General features: G+C 73.8%; 15 protein-coding genes. 4 read left to right on the forward strand and 11 right to left on the reverse strand.

The window, feature by feature from the left end:
• Positions 1 to 145: 145 nt before the first annotated feature.
• The 5 genes from AC07AW_RS06110 to AC07AW_RS06130 are packed head-to-tail and all read right to left on the reverse strand — an operon-like array spanning position 146 to position 7,227.
• The gene (locus tag AC07AW_RS06110; protein ID WP_478814252.1) at positions 146 to 1,279 is read right to left on the reverse strand and encodes an acyl-CoA dehydrogenase family protein; all 1,134 of its coding nucleotides are present in this window, start codon (positions 1,277 to 1,279) and stop codon (positions 146 to 148) included.
• Complete coding sequence (locus AC07AW_RS06115) at positions 1,276 to 3,162, reverse strand: acetyl/propionyl/methylcrotonyl-CoA carboxylase subunit alpha (protein WP_478814253.1); 1,887 nt, start codon at positions 3,160 to 3,162, stop codon at positions 1,276 to 1,278. The genes AC07AW_RS06110 and AC07AW_RS06115 overlap by 4 nt, the downstream gene beginning before the upstream one ends.
• Before the next feature lie 11 nt (positions 3,163 to 3,173).
• A complete protein-coding gene (locus tag AC07AW_RS06120) occupies positions 3,174 to 4,772 on the reverse strand; it encodes an acyl-CoA carboxylase subunit beta (RefSeq protein WP_478814254.1) in 1,599 nt (532 codons plus the stop codon).
• Positions 4,769 to 6,436, reverse strand: coding sequence for an acyclic terpene utilization AtuA family protein (locus AC07AW_RS06125; protein WP_478814255.1), 1,668 nt, complete (start codon positions 6,434 to 6,436; stop codon positions 4,769 to 4,771). Before AC07AW_RS06125 ends, AC07AW_RS06120 begins: the two co-directional genes overlap by 4 nt.
• Positions 6,433 to 7,227, reverse strand: coding sequence for a TIGR03084 family metal-binding protein (locus tag AC07AW_RS06130; RefSeq protein ID WP_478814256.1), 795 nt, complete (start codon positions 7,225 to 7,227; stop codon positions 6,433 to 6,435). The genes AC07AW_RS06125 and AC07AW_RS06130 overlap by 4 nt, the downstream gene beginning before the upstream one ends.
• Before the next feature lie 507 nt (positions 7,228 to 7,734).
• On the opposite strand from AC07AW_RS06130, the gene AC07AW_RS06135 reads away from it, so the two are divergent.
• The gene (locus tag AC07AW_RS06135; RefSeq protein ID WP_478814257.1) at positions 7,735 to 10,233 is read left to right on the forward strand and encodes an FtsX-like permease family protein; all 2,499 of its coding nucleotides are present in this window, start codon (positions 7,735 to 7,737) and stop codon (positions 10,231 to 10,233) included.
• Here AC07AW_RS06135 and AC07AW_RS06140 read toward each other — a convergent pair.
• Together AC07AW_RS06140 and AC07AW_RS06145 are read right to left on the reverse strand one after the other, a co-directional pair.
• Positions 10,230 to 10,655, reverse strand: coding sequence for a hypothetical protein (locus AC07AW_RS06140; protein WP_478814258.1), 426 nt, complete (start codon positions 10,653 to 10,655; stop codon positions 10,230 to 10,232). The two genes, AC07AW_RS06135 and AC07AW_RS06140, sit on opposite strands and share 4 nt — an antisense overlap.
• A gap of 84 nt (positions 10,656 to 10,739) precedes the next feature.
• A complete protein-coding gene (locus AC07AW_RS06145) occupies positions 10,740 to 12,107 on the reverse strand; it encodes a hypothetical protein (RefSeq protein ID WP_478814259.1) in 1,368 nt (455 codons plus the stop codon).
• Positions 12,108 to 12,164: 57 nt separating this feature from the next.
• On the opposite strand from AC07AW_RS06145, the gene AC07AW_RS06150 reads away from it, so the two are divergent.
• Positions 12,165 to 12,401: a hypothetical protein gene (locus tag AC07AW_RS06150; RefSeq protein ID WP_478814260.1), complete on the forward strand. Its 237-nt coding sequence runs from the start codon at positions 12,165 to 12,167 to the stop codon at positions 12,399 to 12,401.
• Here AC07AW_RS06150 and AC07AW_RS06155 read toward each other — a convergent pair.
• Positions 12,356 to 13,648, reverse strand: coding sequence for an acyl-CoA dehydrogenase family protein (locus tag AC07AW_RS06155; protein ID WP_478814261.1), 1,293 nt, complete (start codon positions 13,646 to 13,648; stop codon positions 12,356 to 12,358). The genes AC07AW_RS06150 and AC07AW_RS06155 overlap by 46 nt on opposite strands.
• Before the next feature lie 158 nt (positions 13,649 to 13,806).
• Here AC07AW_RS06155 and AC07AW_RS06160 point away from each other — a divergent pair, with 158 nt between their 5' ends.
• On the forward strand, positions 13,807 to 14,385 hold the full coding sequence (locus tag AC07AW_RS06160; RefSeq protein ID WP_478814262.1) for a TetR family transcriptional regulator: 579 nt from the start codon (positions 13,807 to 13,809) through the stop codon (positions 14,383 to 14,385).
• A 450-nt stretch (positions 14,386 to 14,835) separates the two neighbouring features.
• On the opposite strand, the gene AC07AW_RS06165 is transcribed toward AC07AW_RS06160, so the two are convergent.
• From AC07AW_RS06165 to AC07AW_RS06175, 3 genes are read right to left on the reverse strand one after another with little or no spacing between them, the layout of a single operon-like run.
• Positions 14,836 to 15,588 (reverse strand): HAD family hydrolase, encoded by a 753-nt coding sequence (locus AC07AW_RS06165; RefSeq protein ID WP_478814263.1) that lies wholly within the window; start codon positions 15,586 to 15,588, stop codon positions 14,836 to 14,838.
• Positions 15,585 to 16,043, reverse strand: coding sequence for a LysR family transcriptional regulator (locus AC07AW_RS06170; RefSeq protein WP_478814264.1), 459 nt, complete (start codon positions 16,041 to 16,043; stop codon positions 15,585 to 15,587). Before AC07AW_RS06170 ends, AC07AW_RS06165 begins: the two co-directional genes overlap by 4 nt.
• A gap of 53 nt (positions 16,044 to 16,096) precedes the next feature.
• Positions 16,097 to 17,086, reverse strand: coding sequence for a ScbA/BarX family gamma-butyrolactone biosynthesis protein (locus tag AC07AW_RS06175; RefSeq protein ID WP_478814265.1), 990 nt, complete (start codon positions 17,084 to 17,086; stop codon positions 16,097 to 16,099).
• A gap of 121 nt (positions 17,087 to 17,207) precedes the next feature.
• On the opposite strand from AC07AW_RS06175, the gene AC07AW_RS06180 reads away from it, so the two are divergent.
• The gene (locus AC07AW_RS06180; protein ID WP_478814266.1) at positions 17,208 to 17,849 is read left to right on the forward strand and encodes a ScbR family autoregulator-binding transcription factor; all 642 of its coding nucleotides are present in this window, start codon (positions 17,208 to 17,210) and stop codon (positions 17,847 to 17,849) included.
• Positions 17,850 to 17,880 lie beyond the last annotated feature (31 nt).

The following is a 17,880-nucleotide window of genomic DNA, read 5'->3' on the forward strand; positions in this document are numbered from 1 at the left end:
TGGTTCCTGGGACGACCGACGGCCCGCCCCTGGGAGAGGAGCGGGCCGCAGAACGCCTCGGCGCGTCTCAGTTCTCGCAGGCCACGCCGTCGCGGTCGGAGAAGCGCGGAGCGCCCGCCGGGCCGGGGCGGGCGCCCCGTCCCGGTCAGTACGACTTGGGCAGGCCCAGTGTCTGGTGGGAGACGAAGTTCAGGATCATCTCCCGGCTGACGGGGGCGATCCTCGCCACGCGGGCCGCCGTGATCAGGCGGGCCAGGCCGAATTCGCGGGTGAGGCCGTTGCCGCCGAGGGTGTGGACCGAGGTGTCGACGGCCTTCACGCAGGCCTCCGCCGCCGCGTACTTCGCCATGTTCGCGGCCTCGCCGGCGCCCATGTCGTCGCCCGCGTCGTAGAGGGCCGCGGCCTTCGCCATCATCAGGCGGGCCAGTTCGAGTTCGATGTGGGCCTCGGCCAGCGGGTGCGCGATGGCCTGGTGGGAGCCGATCGGGGCCTTCCAGACCTGGCGCTCCTTCGCGTACTTCACCGCCTGCGCGAGGGCGTACCGGCCCATGCCGATGGCGAAGGCCGCCGTCATGATCCGCTCCGGGTTCAGGCCCGCGAAGAGCTGGAGCAGGCCCGCGTCCTCGTCGCCCACCAGCGCCTCGAAGGGCAGGTGCACGTCGTCGAGGGTCAGCTCGAACTGCTTCTCGTTCGCGTCGAGTTCCATCTCGATGTGCCGCCGCCCGAAGCCGGGTGCGTCGCGCGGGACGATGAACAGGCAGGGCTTCAGGTTCCCCGTGCGGGCGTCGGACGTGCGGCCCACGATCAGCGTCGCGTCCGCGATGTCGACGCCCGACACGAAGACCTTGCGGCCGTTCAGGACCCAGCCTTCCTCGGTGCGGGTCGCCGTCGTCGTGATGCGGTGCGAGTTCGAGCCCGCGTCGGGCTCCGTGATCCCGAACGCCATCGTCTTCGACCCGTCCGCCAGCCCCGGCAGCCACGCCCGCTTCTGCTCGTCCGTACCGAAGCGGGCGATGACCGTGCCGCAGATCGCCGGCGAGACCACCATCATCAGCAGCGGCGCGCCGGCCGCGCCCGCCTCCTCCAGGACGATCGACAGCTCGGCCATGCCGCCGCCCCCGCCTCCGTACTCCTCGGGCAGGTTCACCCCCAGGTAGCCGAGCTTGCCCGCCTCGGCCCACAGCTCGGCCCGGTCGAAGCCGGGTCCGTGGCGGTGGCCGAGCGCGGAGACGGCGGCGCGCAGTGCGGTGTGCTCGGGGGAATCGATGAGGGTGCTCATGCGGGGTCTTCCTCCTGTGCTTCGGTCGGGGCGTTTTCCTGTACGACGGCCAGCAGGGCGCCCACCTCGACCTGGCGGCCGGGGACGGCGTGCAGCGCGGTGAGCGTGCCGGAGGCGGGAGCGATGACGCGGTGCTCCATCTTCATGGCCTCCAGCCAGAGCAGCGGCTGCCCGGCGGTGACCCGGTCGCCGACGGCCAGGCCGTCCGCGACCCGGACGACGGTGCCGGGCATGGGGGCGAGCAGCGAGCCGGGGGCCGACTGGTCGCGCGGGTCGGTGAAGCGGGGGCGGACGGCGAGGCGGTGGCCGCCCGCGTGGACGGTGTTCTCGTATGCGGCGACGGCGAAGTGCCGTACCACTCCCGCCACTTCCAGGCTGACGGAGTCGGGCTTCGCCTCCACGACCCGCACGCCCTCCGGGGACGTGACCTCGTAGCCGCCGTCCCTCGTCGGCCGGTAGCGGATCTCGTGGTCTCCGTACGTCCGCGTCTCGTCCTGCGAGCGGAGGTTGCGCCACCCTCCGCCGAACCGGCCCGTGCGGGAGGAGGCGTGGGCGAGGGCGGCGGCCACGGCCGCGTACTCCTCGCCCTGCGCCGGGGCCGTCAGGCCGGGCAGGTTCCGGTCGTAGAAGCCCGTGTCGAGAGCTTCCTCCCGCGCGTACTCCGGGTGCCGCAGGGAGGCGACGAGCAGGTTCCTGTTGGTGACCGGGCCGTGGACCACCGCCCGCTCCAGGGCGTGGGTGAGCTTGCGGAGGGCCGCCTCCCGCGTCTCGGCGTGGACGATCAGCTTCGCGAGCATCGGGTCGTAGTGGACGCCGATCGTGTCGCCCGAGGCGTATCCGGTGTCGACGCGCACTCCTCCGGCGACCTCGAAGCGGTGCAGGACGCCCGTCTGCGGGGCCCAGCCCCGCGCCGGGTCCTCGGCGTAGAGCCGGGCCTCGATCGCGTGGCCGTGCGGGGCCGGGGGTTCCGGGGGCAGCGGGCGGCCCTCGGCGACGGCCAGCTGGAGGGCGACGAGGTCGACGCCGTACACCTCCTCGGTGACCGGGTGCTCGACCTGGAGGCGGGTGTTCATCTCCAGGAAGTGCGCCCGCCCGTCCGCGACGAGGAACTCGACCGTGCCCGCGCCGACGTAGCCGACGGCCTTCGCCGCCGCCACCGACTGCTCGTACAGCGACTCGACGAGGCCGGGCGGCAGGCCGGGCGCGGGGGCCTCCTCGACGACCTTCTGGTGCCGCCGCTGGAGGGAGCAGTCGCGGGTGCCGAGCGCCCAGACCGTGCCGTGGGTGTCGCAGAGGAGCTGCACCTCGACGTGGCGGCCGTTCTCCACGTACGGCTCGACGAACACCTCTCCGTCGCCGAACGCGCTCGCCGCCTCCGTCGACGCCGCCCTCAACGCATCGGAGAGATCGGCGAGTTCTCGTACGATCCGCATGCCCCGGCCGCCGCCGCCCGCCGCCGCCTTCACCAGGACGGGCAGGTCGGCCGCGGTGACATCCATGAGCGGGGCGATCCCGAGGAGTTCCTTCGCGCGGGTCTTCGACGCCATCGCCTCGATCGCCGCCGGGGGCGGGCCGATCCAGATCAGGCCCGCGTCGGTCACGGCGCGCGCGAAGTCGGCGTTCTCGGAGAGGAAGCCGTACCCGGGGTGGACGGCGTCGGCGCCCGCCGCGAGCGCCGCCTTCACCACGAGGTCGCCGCGCAGATACGTCTCCGAGGGCGCGGCCCCCGGCAGCCGTACCGCCGCGTCGGCCTCCCGGACGTGCAGCGCGCCCGCGTCCGCGTCGGAGTACACGGCGACGGTGGAGATGCCCAGGTCACGGCAGGTGCGGAAGACCCGGCAGGCGATCTCGCCCCGGTTCGCGACCAGTACGGTCGAAATCATCGGAAGAGGCCTCACATTCGGAAGACGCCGAAGCCGCCGCGCGCGCCCTCGACCGGTGCCGTGTGGATCGCGGAGAGGCACAGTCCGAGGACCGTGCGGGTGTCGCGGGGGTCGATGACCCCGTCGTCGTAGAGCCGGCCGGAGAGGAACATCGGCAGCGACTCGGACTCGATCTGCGCCTCCACCAGGGCGCGCAGACCGGCGTCGGCCTCGTCGTCGTACGGCTGCCCCTTCGCCGCCGCCGAGGCGCGCGCCACGATGGACAGGACGCCGGCGAGCTGCTGCGGGCCCATGACGGCGGACTTCGCGCTCGGCCAGGCGAAGAGGAAGCGCGGGTCGTAGGCGCGACCGCACATGCCGTAGTGCCCGGCGCCGTACGACGCCCCCATGAGGACGGAGAGATGGGGCACGCGGGAGTTCGACACCGCGTTGATCATCATGGCGCCGTGCTTGATGATGCCGCCCTGCTCGTACTCCTTGCCGACCATGTAGCCGGTGGTGTTGTGGAGGAAGACGAGCGGGATGTCGCGCTGGTTGGCGAGCTGGATGAACTGGGCGGCCTTCTGCGACTCGGCGGAGAAGAGGACGCCCTGCGCGTTGGCGAGGATGCCGACCGGGTAGCCGTGGAGCCGCGCCCAGCCCGTGGTCAGCGAGGTGCCGTACAGCGGCTTGAACTCGTCGAAGTCCGAGCCGTCGACGATCCGGGCGATCACCTCGCGCGGGTCGAAGGGGGTCTTGAGGTCGCCGGGGACGATCCCCAGGAGTTCCTCCGGGTCGTGCTTCGGGGGTTCGGCGAACGCCGGGTCGGGGTGGGCCTTGCGGTGGTTGAGCCGGGCCACGATCCGGCGGGCCTGGCGGATCGCGTCGGCCTCGTCGACGGCGTAGTGGTCGGCGAGACCGGAGGTGCGCGCGTGCATCTCGGCGCCGCCGAGCGACTCGTCGTCGCTCTCCTCCCCCGTCGCCATCTTCACCAGCGGCGGACCGCCGAGGAACACCTTCGACCGCTCCCTGATCATCACGGCGTGGTCGGACATGCCGGGGACGTACGCGCCGCCCGCCGTCGAGTTCCCGAAGACGACCGCGACGGTCGGGATGCCGGCGGCGGAGAGCCGGGTGAGGTCGCGGAAGAGCGCCCCGCCCGGGATGAAGATCTCCTTCTGGGAGGGCAGGTCGGCGCCGCCTGACTCGACGAGCGAGATGACGGGGAGCCGGTTGGCGTACGCGATCTCGTTGGCCCGCAGGGCCTTCTTCAGCGTCCACGGGTTGGAGGCGCCGCCGCGCACGGTCGGGTCGTTGGCGGTGATCAGGCACTCCACGCCCTCGACGACCCCGATGCCGGTGACGAGCGAGGCGCCCACGGTGTAGTCGCTGCCCCAGGCGGCGAGCGGGGAGAGTTCGAGGAAGGGGCTGTCCGGGTCGACGAGCAGCTCGATCCGCTCGCGGGCGAGGAGCTTGCCGCGTTTCCGATGGCGTGCGGTGTACTTCTCGCCGCCGCCGGCGAGGGCCTTGGCGTGCTCGGCGTCGAGGGCGGCGAGCCTGTCCAGCATGGCCGAGCGGTGGGACGCGTAGTCGGGTCCGCCGGTGTCGAGGGCGGAGGCGAGGACGGTCACAACAGTTCCTCCGGAATGTCGAGGTGGCGGGCGCGGAGCCATTCGCCGAGGGCCTTGGCCTGGGGGTCGAAGCGGGCCTGGGAGGCGACGCCCTCGCCGAGGATCCCGGCGATCGTGAAGTTCACCGCGCGGAGGTTCGGGAGAAGGTGCCGGGTGACGGTCAGGCCGGCGGTCTCCGGCAGGAGTTCCGCGAGCTTCCCCACCGTGAGGGTGTGGGCCAGCCAGCGCCACTCCTCGTCCGTCCGGACCCACACGCCGACGTTCGCGTCGCCGCCCTTGTCACCACTGCGGGCCCCGGCGATCCGGCCGAGGGGTGCTCTCCGGGTCGGCCCCTGCGGGAGCGGCCGGGGCAGCTCCGGGTCGGGTACGGGTGCCAGGTCTGCGGTCCTCGGGGGTACGGGGAGCTCCCGGCGGCTCCCGTCGGGGAGGACCGCCGTGTGCGGGACCTCGCCGGCCGGTACGTACCCGGCCTCGAAGACCCCGTAGGGGGCGCCCTTGCCGGGCGGGGCGGTGACGTGGAAGCCCGGGTAGCTGGCGAGGGCCAGTTCGATGGCGGCCCCGGTGACGGTGCGGCCGACCTTCTCGGGGTCCCGGTCGCGGACGACGAGGCGGAGCAGGGCGCTCGCGGTCTCCTCGGTCTCCGCGTCGGGCCGGTCGGTGCGGACGAGTTCCCAACGGACCTCTGCGGGAGGGGACTTCTCCAGGGCGTCGTGGATCTGCTCCTGGAGCAGGGCCGCCTTGGCCTCGATGTCGAGGCCGGTGAGGACGAAGACGACCTCGTTGCGGAAGCCGCCCAGCCGGCTGAGCCCGACCTTGAGGGTGGGGGGCGGGGCCTCTCCCCGTACGCCCTCGATGCGGACCCGGTCGGGGCCGTCCTGGGTGAGCCGTACGGAGTCGAGGCGGGCGGTCACGTCGGGGCCGGCATAGCGGGCGCCGGCCGTCTCGTAGAGGAGCTGGGCGGTGACCGTGCCGACGTCGACGAGGCCGCCGGTGCCGGGGTGCTTGGTGAGGACGGAGGACCCGTCGGCGTGGAGTTCGGCGACCGGGAAGCCGGGGCGGCGCACGTCGTGCCCCCGGAAGAAGGCGTAGTTGCCGCCGGTGGCCTGGGTGCCGCACTCCAGGACATGCCCGGCGACGACCGCGCCCGCGAGCTCGTCGTACACCTCCGGGCCCCAGCCGAAGTGCCACTGCGCGGGCCCGGTGACGAGGGCGGCGTCGGTGACGCGGCCGGTGACGACGACGTCGGCGCCCGCGGCGAGGCAGGCGGCGATGCCGGCGCCGCCGAGGTAGGCGTTGGCGGCGAGGGCGCCGTCGCGGGCGGGCAGCCGGTCGCCCTCGACGTGGGCGATCCGGGTCGGCAGACCGAGCTTCGCGGCGAGGGTGCGCAGGGCGTCGGCGAGTCCGGCGGGGTTGAGGCCGCCGGCGTTGGTGACGATCCGGACTCCGCGCTCGTGGGCGAGGCCGAGGCCCTCCTCCATCTGGCGCAGGAAGGTCTTCGCGTACCCGGCGGTGGGGTCCTTGAGCTGGTCGCGGCCGAGGATGAGCATGGTGAGTTCGGCGAGGTAGTCGCCGGTGAGGACGTCGAGTTCGCCGCCGGTGAGCATCTCGCGGACGGCGTCGAAGCGGTCGCCGTAGAAGCCGGAGGCGTTGCCGATGCGGATCATTCGGCGGCCCCGTGAGGCGCGCGGCCGCCGCCCGCCGGGCCCGCGAAGGCCTGGGCGATGGTGAGCCAGCGCTCGGCGTCCGCGCCCTCGGCGACCAGGGCGGTGTCGTCGCGGTGGAGGCGCTGGGTGACGAGGAGGCAGAAGTCGAGGGCCGGTCCGGTGACCTTCTGGGCGGCGCCCTCGGGGCCGTACGTCCACAACCGGCCGTCGGGGGCGACGAGTTCGACGCGGAAGGGTTCGGCGGGCGCCGGGATGCCCCGTACCAGGAAGGCGTAGTCGCGGGCCCGGTGGCCGATCCAGGCGACGTGCCGGAGCCGGTCGGTGGGCGCGCGGACGACCCCGAGGGCGTCGGCGACGTCCTGGCCGTGCGCCCAGGTCTCCATCAGCCGGGCGGTGGCCATGGCGGGGGCGCTCATCGGCGGCCCGTACCAGGGGAACCTGACCCCGGGTGGGACGGCGCGCAGAGCCTCCCGGAGCCGCTCGCGGCCGGCGCGCCAGCGGGCGAGGAGCTCGGCGGGCGGCAGCTTCGCGCCTTCCTCGGCGCCCTCGTCGACGAAGCGGTCGGGGGCGGCGAGGGCCTTCTCGGTCTCGGCGGCGAACGCGTCGGCGTCGGTGGCGGCGAGGAGGGCGGCGCGGTCGGTCCAGGCGAGGTGGGCGATCTGATGGGCGATCGTCCAGCCGGGGGCGGGGGTCGGGGCGCCCCACTGCTCCTCGCTCAACTCCGCTACGAGGGAGTCGAGTTCCTCGCTCTCGTCGCGCAGGTCGTCGAGGACGTCGACGGGGTCGGACACGGTGCGCTCCCCTCGGGGGACGGGCGGTCACGGGCCTTCGCGGAGGAGCATGCCAGCGGGACCAGAAACAATCAAGCGTGCTTGCTTTAGTTTCGCTGCGGGCAGCCGTTCCGCCGGGGCGGCAACCACCCCGTTGTGGGCAATCGTTCCGCCGGGGCGGAACGGGTGGGCGCAACGGACCCGCGCCCTGCCGGCGCCCGAGGCTTCCGCGCCCTGACCCGCACCGACTCGTGCGCCGCCCGGGGGTGCGGGTCCAGGCTCGGAACGCGGAGGCGCCGCTGGGCGCGCCGTCCCGTGTGCCCACCCGTCCCGCCCCAGCGGGACGATTGCCCACACGGCGGGTGGGCCGGGGCGCCGCCCTGCGCGGGCGCTGGCCCACACCGGCGCGGGGCGCGGGGCGTCATCCTCCAGAGGTACGTAGGGGCGTCGCGGGGCCCCTTCGGGATGACCCCGAATCCTGCTCCGTGGGGCCGTGTTCGCCCCGCCCTCCCTCCTAGCGTGGACGCCATGTCGTCGTCACTGCTGACCTTCACCCTCAAGGACTTCCGGGCCCAGCTGCGCCGCCTCGTGCTGACCGGCTCGGCCGTCGCCGTCGGTGTGGCCTTCCTCGTCCTCTCCGTCGGCGGCGCGGGCGCGCTCGTCCAGTCGTACGAGCAGTCCGCCGCGGCCGACGTCGGCGACGCCGCCGTCCAGGTCGTCGCGGACGGCACCGACGGGTCGCTGCCCGCCGGCTCGGCCGCGCGCGCCGCGCGGGTGCCGCAGGTGACGTCGGTGGCGGAGCGCCTGGCCGGCCACGCCAATGTGATCGCCCCTTCCGGGCGCCCGCTCGACGACCGGGCCCTGGTCACCTCGATCGCCGCCGACCCGGCCCTGCGCTGGCAGCGCCTCGCCACCGGCCGCTGGCCCGAGGGCCCGGGCGAGGTCGTCCTCGACCGGGAGAGCGCGGAACGCGTCGGCGCCGAGCCCGGCGGCACCGTACGGGTGACGCAGGCCGACGGCGGCGCGGCGGACGTCCGGCTCACCGGCCTGCTCGACACCTCCGCGTCGGCCGCCCTCGGCTCGCAGCCCGCGATCGGCGTCCCGTACGCGCAGACGAAGACGTACGCGACGGGGGTGCGGGCCACCCACCTCGACCTCTCCGTCGCCCAGGACGCGGACGCGCTCACCGTGGCGAAGGCGACCAAGAAGGCGCTGGGCGGCAAGGTCTCCGCGTACACCCACGACGGCGCCGTGGGCAACGCCCTCCAGGGCGCCAGGACCATGTACGCCGTCGTCATGACCGCCGCCCTGTCCTTCGTCCTCATCGCGATGGCCGTGGCCCGCATGGTCGTCACCAACACCTTCTCCGTCGTCCTCGCCCAACGCGCCCGCCAGCTCGCCCTGTTGCGCTGCGTCGGCACCGACCGCGACCAGCTCCGCCGGATCATCCGCCGCCAGGGCCTGCTGCTCGGCGTGCTCGCCTCCGCGGCCGGGCTCGCGGCGGGCGGGGCGGCCTGCGCGCTCGGCACGGCGGCGATCAACGGCCTCGCCGACCTCGGGCCGATCGAGGTCTCCCTCGTGCCGGGCCCGTGGACCTTCGGCCTGGCCGGGGTCTTCGGGGTGCTGCTCACCCTGTGGGCCGTCCGCAAGCCGGCCCGGGCCGCGGCGGCCGTGCCGCCGGTCGCGGCACTCGCCGCGAGCGGCTCGGCGAAGCTGCCGGAGCCGGGCAGCCGGGCCGTCCGCGAGGCGGTGTCGGTGCTGATGCTCGTCGTCGGCACGGCGCTGCTCGTGCTCGGGGCGTTCGGCGGCTCGGCGCTCTCCCTCCTGGCCGTGACGGTCGGCGCGATCCTCACGTTCTTCGCCGTACTCCGGTACGCCCGGTACCTGTTGCCTCCGCTCGTCGGACTGCTCGGGCTCGCGCTGCGCCGCCCGTTCGGCACGGTCGGCAGGCTGTCCGTGCAGCAGCTGCGGGCCAACGCCCGCCGGACCGCCGCCGCCTCCTCCGCGATGCTCGTCGGCGTGACCGTCGCCGTCTCCGCCGTGACGGCGATCGGAGCGGCCAAGGGCGGCCTGGACAGCATGCTCGCGAACCGCATGCCGGCCGTCTTCGCCCTCGACACGGACGCCGGCCGGGTGCCCGCCGACGCGATCGCCGCGCTGCGCGCCGAACACGGGCTGACCGTCACCCCGGTCCGTACCGCCACCCTCACGGTGGACGGCCGCAAGACGGTCGTCGCCGCCGCGGACCCGGCCGGGCTGAACCCCGAAGCGGAGGGCGTGGGCGCGGCCCGCGCGCTCAAGGACGGCGAGGCGATCACCCTCACGCAGCGCCGGGAGCTGACCGTCTCGGGCACCCGGCTGACGCCCGTGACCGGCGCGGCGACCCTCCCCGTCTCCCTCTGTCCGGAGGCCACGGTGTACGTCACGGGGGCCACCTTCGACCGGCTCGCGCCGCGCGCCTCGACTGTCTCCACCGTGCTGCTCAATCCGGCCGGTGACACCGGCCACGACGCGGCCCGCGCGGCCGTGGACCGGGCGCTCGCCACGCACCCGGAGATCCGGATCGCGGACACCGGGTCCGATGCCGACCTCATCCGCTCCATGCTCGACCGGATGATGCTGGTCGTCACCGTCCTGCTCGGCTTCTCGATCGCGATCGCCGCGCTCGGCGTCGCCGCCACCCTGATGCTGACGGTGGAGGAACGCACCCGTGAGTTCGGGATGCTCCGCGCGATCGGCCTCGCGGGCGAGCAGCTGCGCCGGATGCTGACCCTGGAGTCGGTGCTGCTCGCACTCACCGGGGCGCTCGCCGGCACCGCCCTCGGCCTGCTGTACGGGACGCTGGCCGCCCGCTCCGTCCTGACGGGCCACGTCTCGCCCCTGGAAGCCCTGGCCTCCTCGGGCGGCACGGCCCTGACGATCCTGGCGATCCTCGCGGCCACCGTCCTCACGGGCGTCGCGGCCTCGGTCCTGCCGGCCCGCAGGGTCCGCCGGATGGTGGTCGTGGACGCGCTCCAGGCGGCCTAGACGACCTTCTTCTCCCTCCGTACGAGGGAGGCGAGGGCGGTGACGCCGACGACGAGAGCGAGGGAGTGGAAGGGGAGGAGGGTGCCGGGGGCGTCGTCGATCAGGTCGACGCCGTTCCCGACGGCGGTGACCCAGGCGACCGTCCCCACGAGCACCATCGGCCCCACCCGCCGCTCCCCCGCGACGAGCATCCCGATCCACAGGACCAGCGGCATGACCAGGAAGGTGTTGATGAGCGCCGAGGTGAACGCCTGATCGGCGGAGTACCCGGGCCCGGCCCCGAGCGCCGTGGCGGCCTGACCGGCGAAGGACAGGTAGAGCGTGTCGGAGAGGATCAGGTGCGCGGCGGCGACTCCGAGGGTGGAGACGATCAGCGCTTTGAGGAGGCGGGGGGCGAGGGGGGTGGGTGTGGACGGTGCCATGCGCACTGACTATACGCGCGGTGTATACATGGTGTGTATAGACCCCCTGCGGGGAGTCCCCCGCACATACGGGCTGCTCACGGACTAGTGGACCGGGGCAACAGCGAGGACGTCGTCCAGAACGGCCATGGGGATGACGAAGCCCCTTTCCCTCGACCCGCCCATCAGGAGCACCCCCACCAGCGCCCCCGCTCCGGAGAACGCCGGCGCACCGGACAGGCCTTTCGCCAACTCACCGGCCACACGCAGCAGCCTGCCCGAGCGGCCCTTCACTTCGAGAAGGCAGGAGTACCGCTCCTGATAGGAGTGCGCGCTCACCAGGAGGCGAGCGCCCGGCATGGGGCGCGGGTCGAACACCAGCGGGGCCGGGGGGACCGGAACCGGTTCGAGCAGATGCAGGACCGCAAGCACGGGCGTCGCGGCCTGTTCCTGTTCCATCTTCCGGACGGGCACCACCGCGCGCGCCGTGGTCGGCACCGCTCGCCCTCCGACGACGACGGTCCGTTGACGCTTCGAGAATGCGGCGAGATCCACATCGTGCGTCCACTCCGCGACGACGACCGTCTCGGCGTCGAGAAGGAGCCCGTTGGTCGGCGGCCCCTCACCGCGGGACACCTGAACGCTCACCGCCGCGACGAAGTCCTCGTCCACCTGCCAGCCGTCCGTGACGACCGTGACGTCACCGTTGACGTGCTCGAACCGGTACGCCGGATGCGCCTCGGCCGCGATCGCCCGTACCTCCACCTCCCCTTCGGCCTCCGACTCCGCCTCCGCCAGCCGCCGTTCCAGCCGCTCGCAGCGTTCCTCCGCCTGGCGGTGGAGGTCCCGGACGCGGTTCAGCTCGGCCGTCAGGTCCTGGACCTCCTCGCGCAGCCGGGCGTACTCGTCGGGTGACGGCTCCCCGCCCACGGCACCGAACGAGGCCTCGCCCGCCCGTAGCTCGCGCTCGCGCAGCTGGAGGTCCCGGATGCGGTGCTCCCGGTCCTGGAGGGCCTCCTCCAGGACCCTCTCGCGGGTGGCCGCCCCGCGGGCCGCGCGATCGGCCTCGGCCAGCTGGCGTTCCAGCAACTGCACTTTGTGGGTGGTGCCGTTGCCGGAGTCCACGGCCGCCGTGTGCAGCGCCCGGAGCATGGCGACGGTCTCCTCGGTCGGCAGGGCACCCCGCTCCTCGGCCACGTCGTGAACGAGGTCGAGGACGAACTTCCACGGTGGCAGCCGGCGCCCGGCGAGGTAGCGGGAGACCGTGCCGGAGTCGTACGAACGCCGGATCCCGTAGCGGCGGGCCGAGACCCGCAGCCCCTTGAACAGATCCCGCAACGCCCGGGCGAGTGCCTGCACTTCGGGCGAGCTCGCGCCCTCGATCGGCTTCAGCTCGGTCATCCCACCGCCCCGTTCCCGCATCCGCGCGTGCTGCCAGTCGTCCGGCAGCACCTGCTGCACCTGCCGCAGCACCCCACCCCTCGGAGAGCCTGGTCACCCCATCATCCACCGAGAGGCGGGAGCCCTCCCATGCCCAAAGGAAACAAGCGAGTTCAGGACCTCGTCGCCTTCCTCGCCGTGCTCGTCACCGGCGCTGTCCTCGTCCTGCGCGGCGTCGCACCGGAGTCGCTGGCCACGATCGCCGTCGCCGTGTCCGGCATCTACGCCGCCTGGCGCGGCAACGGCGGGCCCCCGCAGCCGCCCGCCACCGGGGGAGGCGGTCACACCCCCGGGACGGAGGCCGGCGGGAAGACCGTCGCCGCGTAGGCCGCGGCCGCCGGGGCGGGCTGGAGGGCGGCGTGGGCGGCGATGGCGTGGATGTCGCGCCAGGCGCGCTCCAGGCCGCCACCGGCGTTGAGGCCACGGGCGCCGCCGGTGCGCATCAGGCGCTCGACGGCACCGGTGAGGAGGTCGACGGCGAGGGCCACGTCACGCTGGTTGAGGGCGGCGTCGAGGGTCGCGTCGCGCCGGTCGGGGGCGGCGTCGAGGATCGCGTCGCGCCGGTCGGGGGCAGCGTCGAGGATCGCGTCGCGCCGGTCGGGGGCAGCGTCGAGGATCGCGTCGCGCCGGTCGGGGGCGGCCCCGGCCGAGTCGGGGCGCAGGTCCCGCCCGTCCGCTCTGGCCGCCGCCTTCTCCAGGAGCAGGCGGGCCGCCTCGATCTCCGCCGAGCAGCGGGCCAGGGTCTGCTGGACCGTCGGGTCGTCGGTGAGCGGCCGCCCGTCGGGGAGGCGGCGCGGGCCGACGAGACCGGTCCAGGCGTCCAGGGCCCCGCGGGCCGCGCCGAGCGCGGGGAGGGCGAAGAGGAGGGCGGCGACCAGCTGGTACGGCACCCGGTGGCAGGGGGCCGCGTCGGTGTCGGCGACGCCGGTCACCAGGGCTTCGCGGAGGAAGGTGCGGTGCTCGGGCACGTACACCCCGTCGACCGTGACGCTGTGGCTGCCGGTGGCGCGGAGCCCGACCGCGTCCCAGGTCTCCCGGATGCCGATCTCCTCGCGCGGCACCGCGAACACCCGGTACGCGGGGGCCCCGCCCCCCGAGTGGTCGAGGGAGGCGAGCAGGACCCAGTCGGCGTGCTCGACCCCGCTGGCGAAGGCCCACTCCCCCGAGAGGCTCCAGCCGCCGGGTGCCCGGACGAGCCGGCCGGCCGGGGGCACGATCGCCGCCGCGACGCGCACGTCGGGCGAGGCGCCCCACAGCTCGCGCTGCCCCTCGTACGGCAGGTGGGCGGCGAGGCGGCCGTGGGCGGCGAGCAGCACCGCGCACCAGGCGGTGGAGGCGCAGGCCGCGCCGGCTCCGGCGACGGTGTCGAGCAGCTCGACGAAGCCTCCGGCCGTGCCGCCCCAGCGGCGGGGCACGAAGTGCCGGGCGAGGCCGACGGCGGTCATCGCCCCGACGACCTCGGGGTGGAGCCGGCCGGTCCGCTCCGCCTCCTCGGCGTGGCGCGCGGCGGCGGCCCGGAGGTGGCCGGGGTCGGCGAGAGAGGCGAGAGAGGCGGGGGCGTCGACGACGGTCATGACGAGACTCCTTGCGTGGAGGTTCAGTGGTGGTACTGATGCGAGTAGAAAAAGATTCGGTCCGGAAGGTATTTTCTGAGAGGCCGTCATGAAAGCCATGGAGGGCCGCTACAGCAGAAGGAGGCGGACGCTCGGTGAGGCAACAGGACAGGGCCCGCATGACCTATGACCTGGTGCTCGGCGCGGCTGCCGCCGAGTTCGCCCTGCACGGATTCGCAGGGACGAACCTGGCCGACATCACGGCCCGCACCGGACTGACCAAGGGAGCCCTCTACGGGCACTTCTCCTCGAAAGCCGATCTCGCGGGCGAACTGACCCGCTCCTTCGAGGCGGCCTGGGCCGACGCCCTCGCCACCGCCGCCGGCGAGGCGGAGGAGAGCGGCGCGGCACTGCCCACCCTGCGGAGACTGCTCGTCGACCTCGCCCGCCGGGTGTCCGAGGACGTGCCCTTCGCCGCCGGACTGCGCCTGGTCATGGACGCCGCCCGCGCCGAGGGAACCTCGCCCGTCCCGCTCGGCGAGCTCTGTCGTGTCGTGGCAGTCCTGGTCCGCAAGGGCCAGGAGGAGGGTTCCGTCCGCACCGCCCACCCGGCCGACCTGCTGGCCCGGCTCGTCGTGGCCCTCCTCGTCGGGGCCCCCGCCGTGGTGACGGCGACGGACGCGACGGGTCCCGCCGAGCTGGTGAGCGAGGTGTGGGACCTGCTGGAGCCCGCACTGTCGGGTTCCCGCGGCGGCTGAGACGGCCGGAGGAGGGAGGAAGGACCCGGGGGCGGGGCGTGCGCGTGGGGGGCTGCGCATGTGGGACTACGCATTTGGGGGTGCGCAGGTGGGGCTGCGCATGTGGGGGTGGAATCAAGGGAGTTACGGGAGGGGAGGTCCGCGGGTCACGGGAGGTCCGCAGGCGCCGCGGCGGGGATCCGCGGGTTACGGAAGGGCCCACAGGTCACGCGGCTCACGCGGGTCACGCGGGTCACGCGGCTCACGCGGCTCACGCGGCTCACGCGGCTCACGCGGGTCACGCGGGTCACGCGGCTCACGCTGCTCGCGGGCTCCGCTCGCGGCGGAGGCGTACCGCTCCCCCGGAGCCACCGTGGCGGCGGGGCTCTCGTACGGGCGAGGCTTCGGCGAGGGGCAAGGCGTCCGTGACGGGCGGCGGCGGCGGAAAGGTCCGCGCACCGGTCCGGAGCCTCAAGCCGCCCGTGGCGCCGGAGTGCGCGCGGGCCGCGCGGCCGCCGGGGAAGCGGCTGGGGAGGCGGCCGGGGTCACCGGCGCCGGGCCCGGAAGCCAGGACCAGGACGCCGTCTCCGACGGCGGCGCGGAGATCGGTCCGTCGCCCACCAGGACCGGATGACCGACGGAGCGCAACAGCGGCAGATCGCTCTCGTCGTCGGCGTACACGAAACACTCCTCGGCGGCGAGACCGAAGGCCGTCATGACGCGGCGGGCGGCCTCGGCCTTGGGCTCGCCGATCATGGGCGGTCCCGACAGTTCCCCGGTGAGCACTCCTTCCGAGGTCACCTCGGGCACGGTGCAGACCACGAGATCGGCGCCGACCTCCCGGGCCAGGGGGTCGAGGCAGGCGGAGAAGGCTCCGGAGACGAGGACGATCAGGTCGCCGGCGTCCCGGTGGCGGCGCAGCGCCTCGTGCACGGGGGTGTGCAACAGCCCGCCCGCGCGGGCCTTCTCGTACCACTCCCGGCCGGAGGCCTCCAGGTCGTCGAGGTGACTGCCGGCGAGGAAGCGGAAGAAGGAACGGTTCACCTGCTCGCGGGGCACGCCCTCGCGGATCTGGCGCTGGAGCGAGGCGCGCGCGGCGGCCAGCCGGCGGGCGGCGACCTCGCCGCGCCCCCAGTACCGGGCGAGGACGCAGGCCATGCTCTTGCAGGTGATCAGGGTCTCGTCCACGTCGAAGAACGCGGCCCGGGCGGGAGCGATGCTCATGCTCTGCCTCCTCTGCCGAGGAGACGGCTGTCGACGCGACGGGTGTCGGCGCGGAGAGTGTCGGCGCGGAGGCTGTCGGCGCGGAGGGTGTCTGCGCGGAGGCTGTCGGCGCGGAGGGTGTCTGCGTGGCGGGCCTCACCGAAACGGCCGGGCATGCCAGTCTGCGGGGCCATCCGCCGGTCCACCACCGAGGGTGCCGGGTCGGCGATCTCGTACTGCGCCGTCTCGACCAGTTCGAGGATCCGTTCCGCCAGCGGGCGCAGGCGCGCACCGGCCGGCGTGAGCTCCACGGAGCGGTTGCCGCGCCGCTGGAAGAGCGAGGCCCCCATGTCCTCTTCCAGGCCCTTGATCTGCGCGGTCACCGCGGGCTGGGAGTAGTGCAGGTTGTGGGCCGCGCGGGTGAAGCTGAGTTCCCGGGCCACTTCGCGGAAGGCCCGTAAGTGCTGGAGTTCCATCCTTCTGCCTTTCTACGCTCGTCCGTTCTTCCCTTGACCGTGCCGTCGTACCGTCACGCGCACCGGGCCACGGCCGTGGCGAGGACGCGTCCTCCCTGGGTCGCGGAGAGGCGCACCCGGCCGTCCACCGTCGGCGCGGCCTCGACGGCCACGTCCTCGGCGAGCTCGCCGAAGACGGCGAAGTCGGCGTTCAGGGAGGTCAGCGTGGTCAGCGCCGTGTCTCCCGCCGTCTGCAGGGCCGCCTGCCGGAAGGCCTCCAGGAGCAGCATCCCGGGCACGTGGTCCGAGGGGTGCTCGAAGTAGCCGGGGTGGGTGGGGTCGACGTGCAGCCGCCATTCCCGCGTGCCCGCCGGCCTGGTCAGGGCCTCCTCGGCGGGTACGGGGCGCAGGACGGCCCGGTCGTCGGCGGCGCCCTCGGGTGCCCCGTACGCGGAGGTGTCCGAGCCGGAGGTCTCCGCGATCCGGCCGCGCTGCCGCAGCCGCCCGTACCGCACGCCGTCGATGACGACGACGCCGGCGGAGGCGCGGGCGCACTCCCGCCCCCCGACCTCGATCACCATGTCGAAGCGAGCGTCGAAGCGGCGCGGGTTCCGCGCTCCGGCGGGCGTCACGACCTTGACGTCGAGGACCGCCGCGAGCGGACCGCAGCCGACCCGGAGGGCGGCGGGGTCGCTGATGTGCAGCGACAGGGCCTTGAAGATGAAGTGGTGGCCGAGCGGCACGTCGTGGTAGCGGTGGCTCAGGAAGATGCCGGCCTGCCGGACGGTCTCCACGAGGAGCATGAAGTCGGCCTGCCCGGTCTCCTCCGGGCGGTACAGCGCGTGGTTCCGGGGCAGTTGCGCGCCGACCAGGAAGCGGTCGGACCCGGCGACGACCGCGTCGGTGAGGAAGACCTCCGTCACCGAGGCGCGGTGCACGAACCTGCGGGAGATCGTGCGGTCGAAGCTCAGCCCTTCCTTGGCCTCCCGGATCAGCGACTCCAGGGACTCGACGGGCGCGAGCGGCTCGACGGGTAACACGGTCTGCAGCACACCGATGGACATCCTTATCCCCCTCAAGGTGAAGCATCGTGGCGACGAGGGACCTCGGTGGCCCCTCGGCAGCAAGAAATATACCTTCGAGAATGTATATTGCAAGGCATAGGAACGAGAGAGGCGGACAGGCATGGCGACACCCCGAAGCGAACCCAAGCAACGAAGCGCCGACCCGAAGCAGCGCAGCGAACCGAAGCAGGAGCGTGCCCGGCGCACGAAGGTGCACATCCTCCAGTCGGCCGCCGAGCTCTTCGCCGAGCGCGGCTACGCGACCGTGACCCTCCAGGACGTGGCCGAACGCGCGGAGATGACCAAGGGAGCGGTGTACTTCCACTACACGAACAAGGAGGCCCTGGCCGTCGCGGTCGTGCAGGAGCACTACGCGCGCTGGCCCGAGATCCTCAAGGGCGCGGAGGGCAACCACGAGGAGCCGTTCGACACGCTCGCCGCCGTCCTCGACACGGTCACCCGGGCGTTCGCGACGGACATCGTCGTCCAGGCCGGCGCACGGCTCCAGATCGAGCGGGCGCTCATCGACGCCGAGCTGCCCGAGCCGTACGTCGGCTGGGAGGACTACCTCACCCGGCTGATCACGGAGGCCCGGGACGCGGGACAACTGCGGGCCGGAGTGGAACCGCGGGCGGCGGCCCGCGTGTTGGTCTCCGCCTTCTTCGGCATGCAGCACATCTCGGACGTCCTCAGCCGGCGCAAGGACCTCACCGAGCGGCACGAGGAGCTGCGGTCCGTCCTCCTCGACGGGCTGCGCGGCTGATCAGCCGCGCGCCCGCCGTGAGAGACAGGAG

The sequence above is a fragment of the Streptomyces sp. NPDC044003 genome (genome assembly GCF_056435185.1).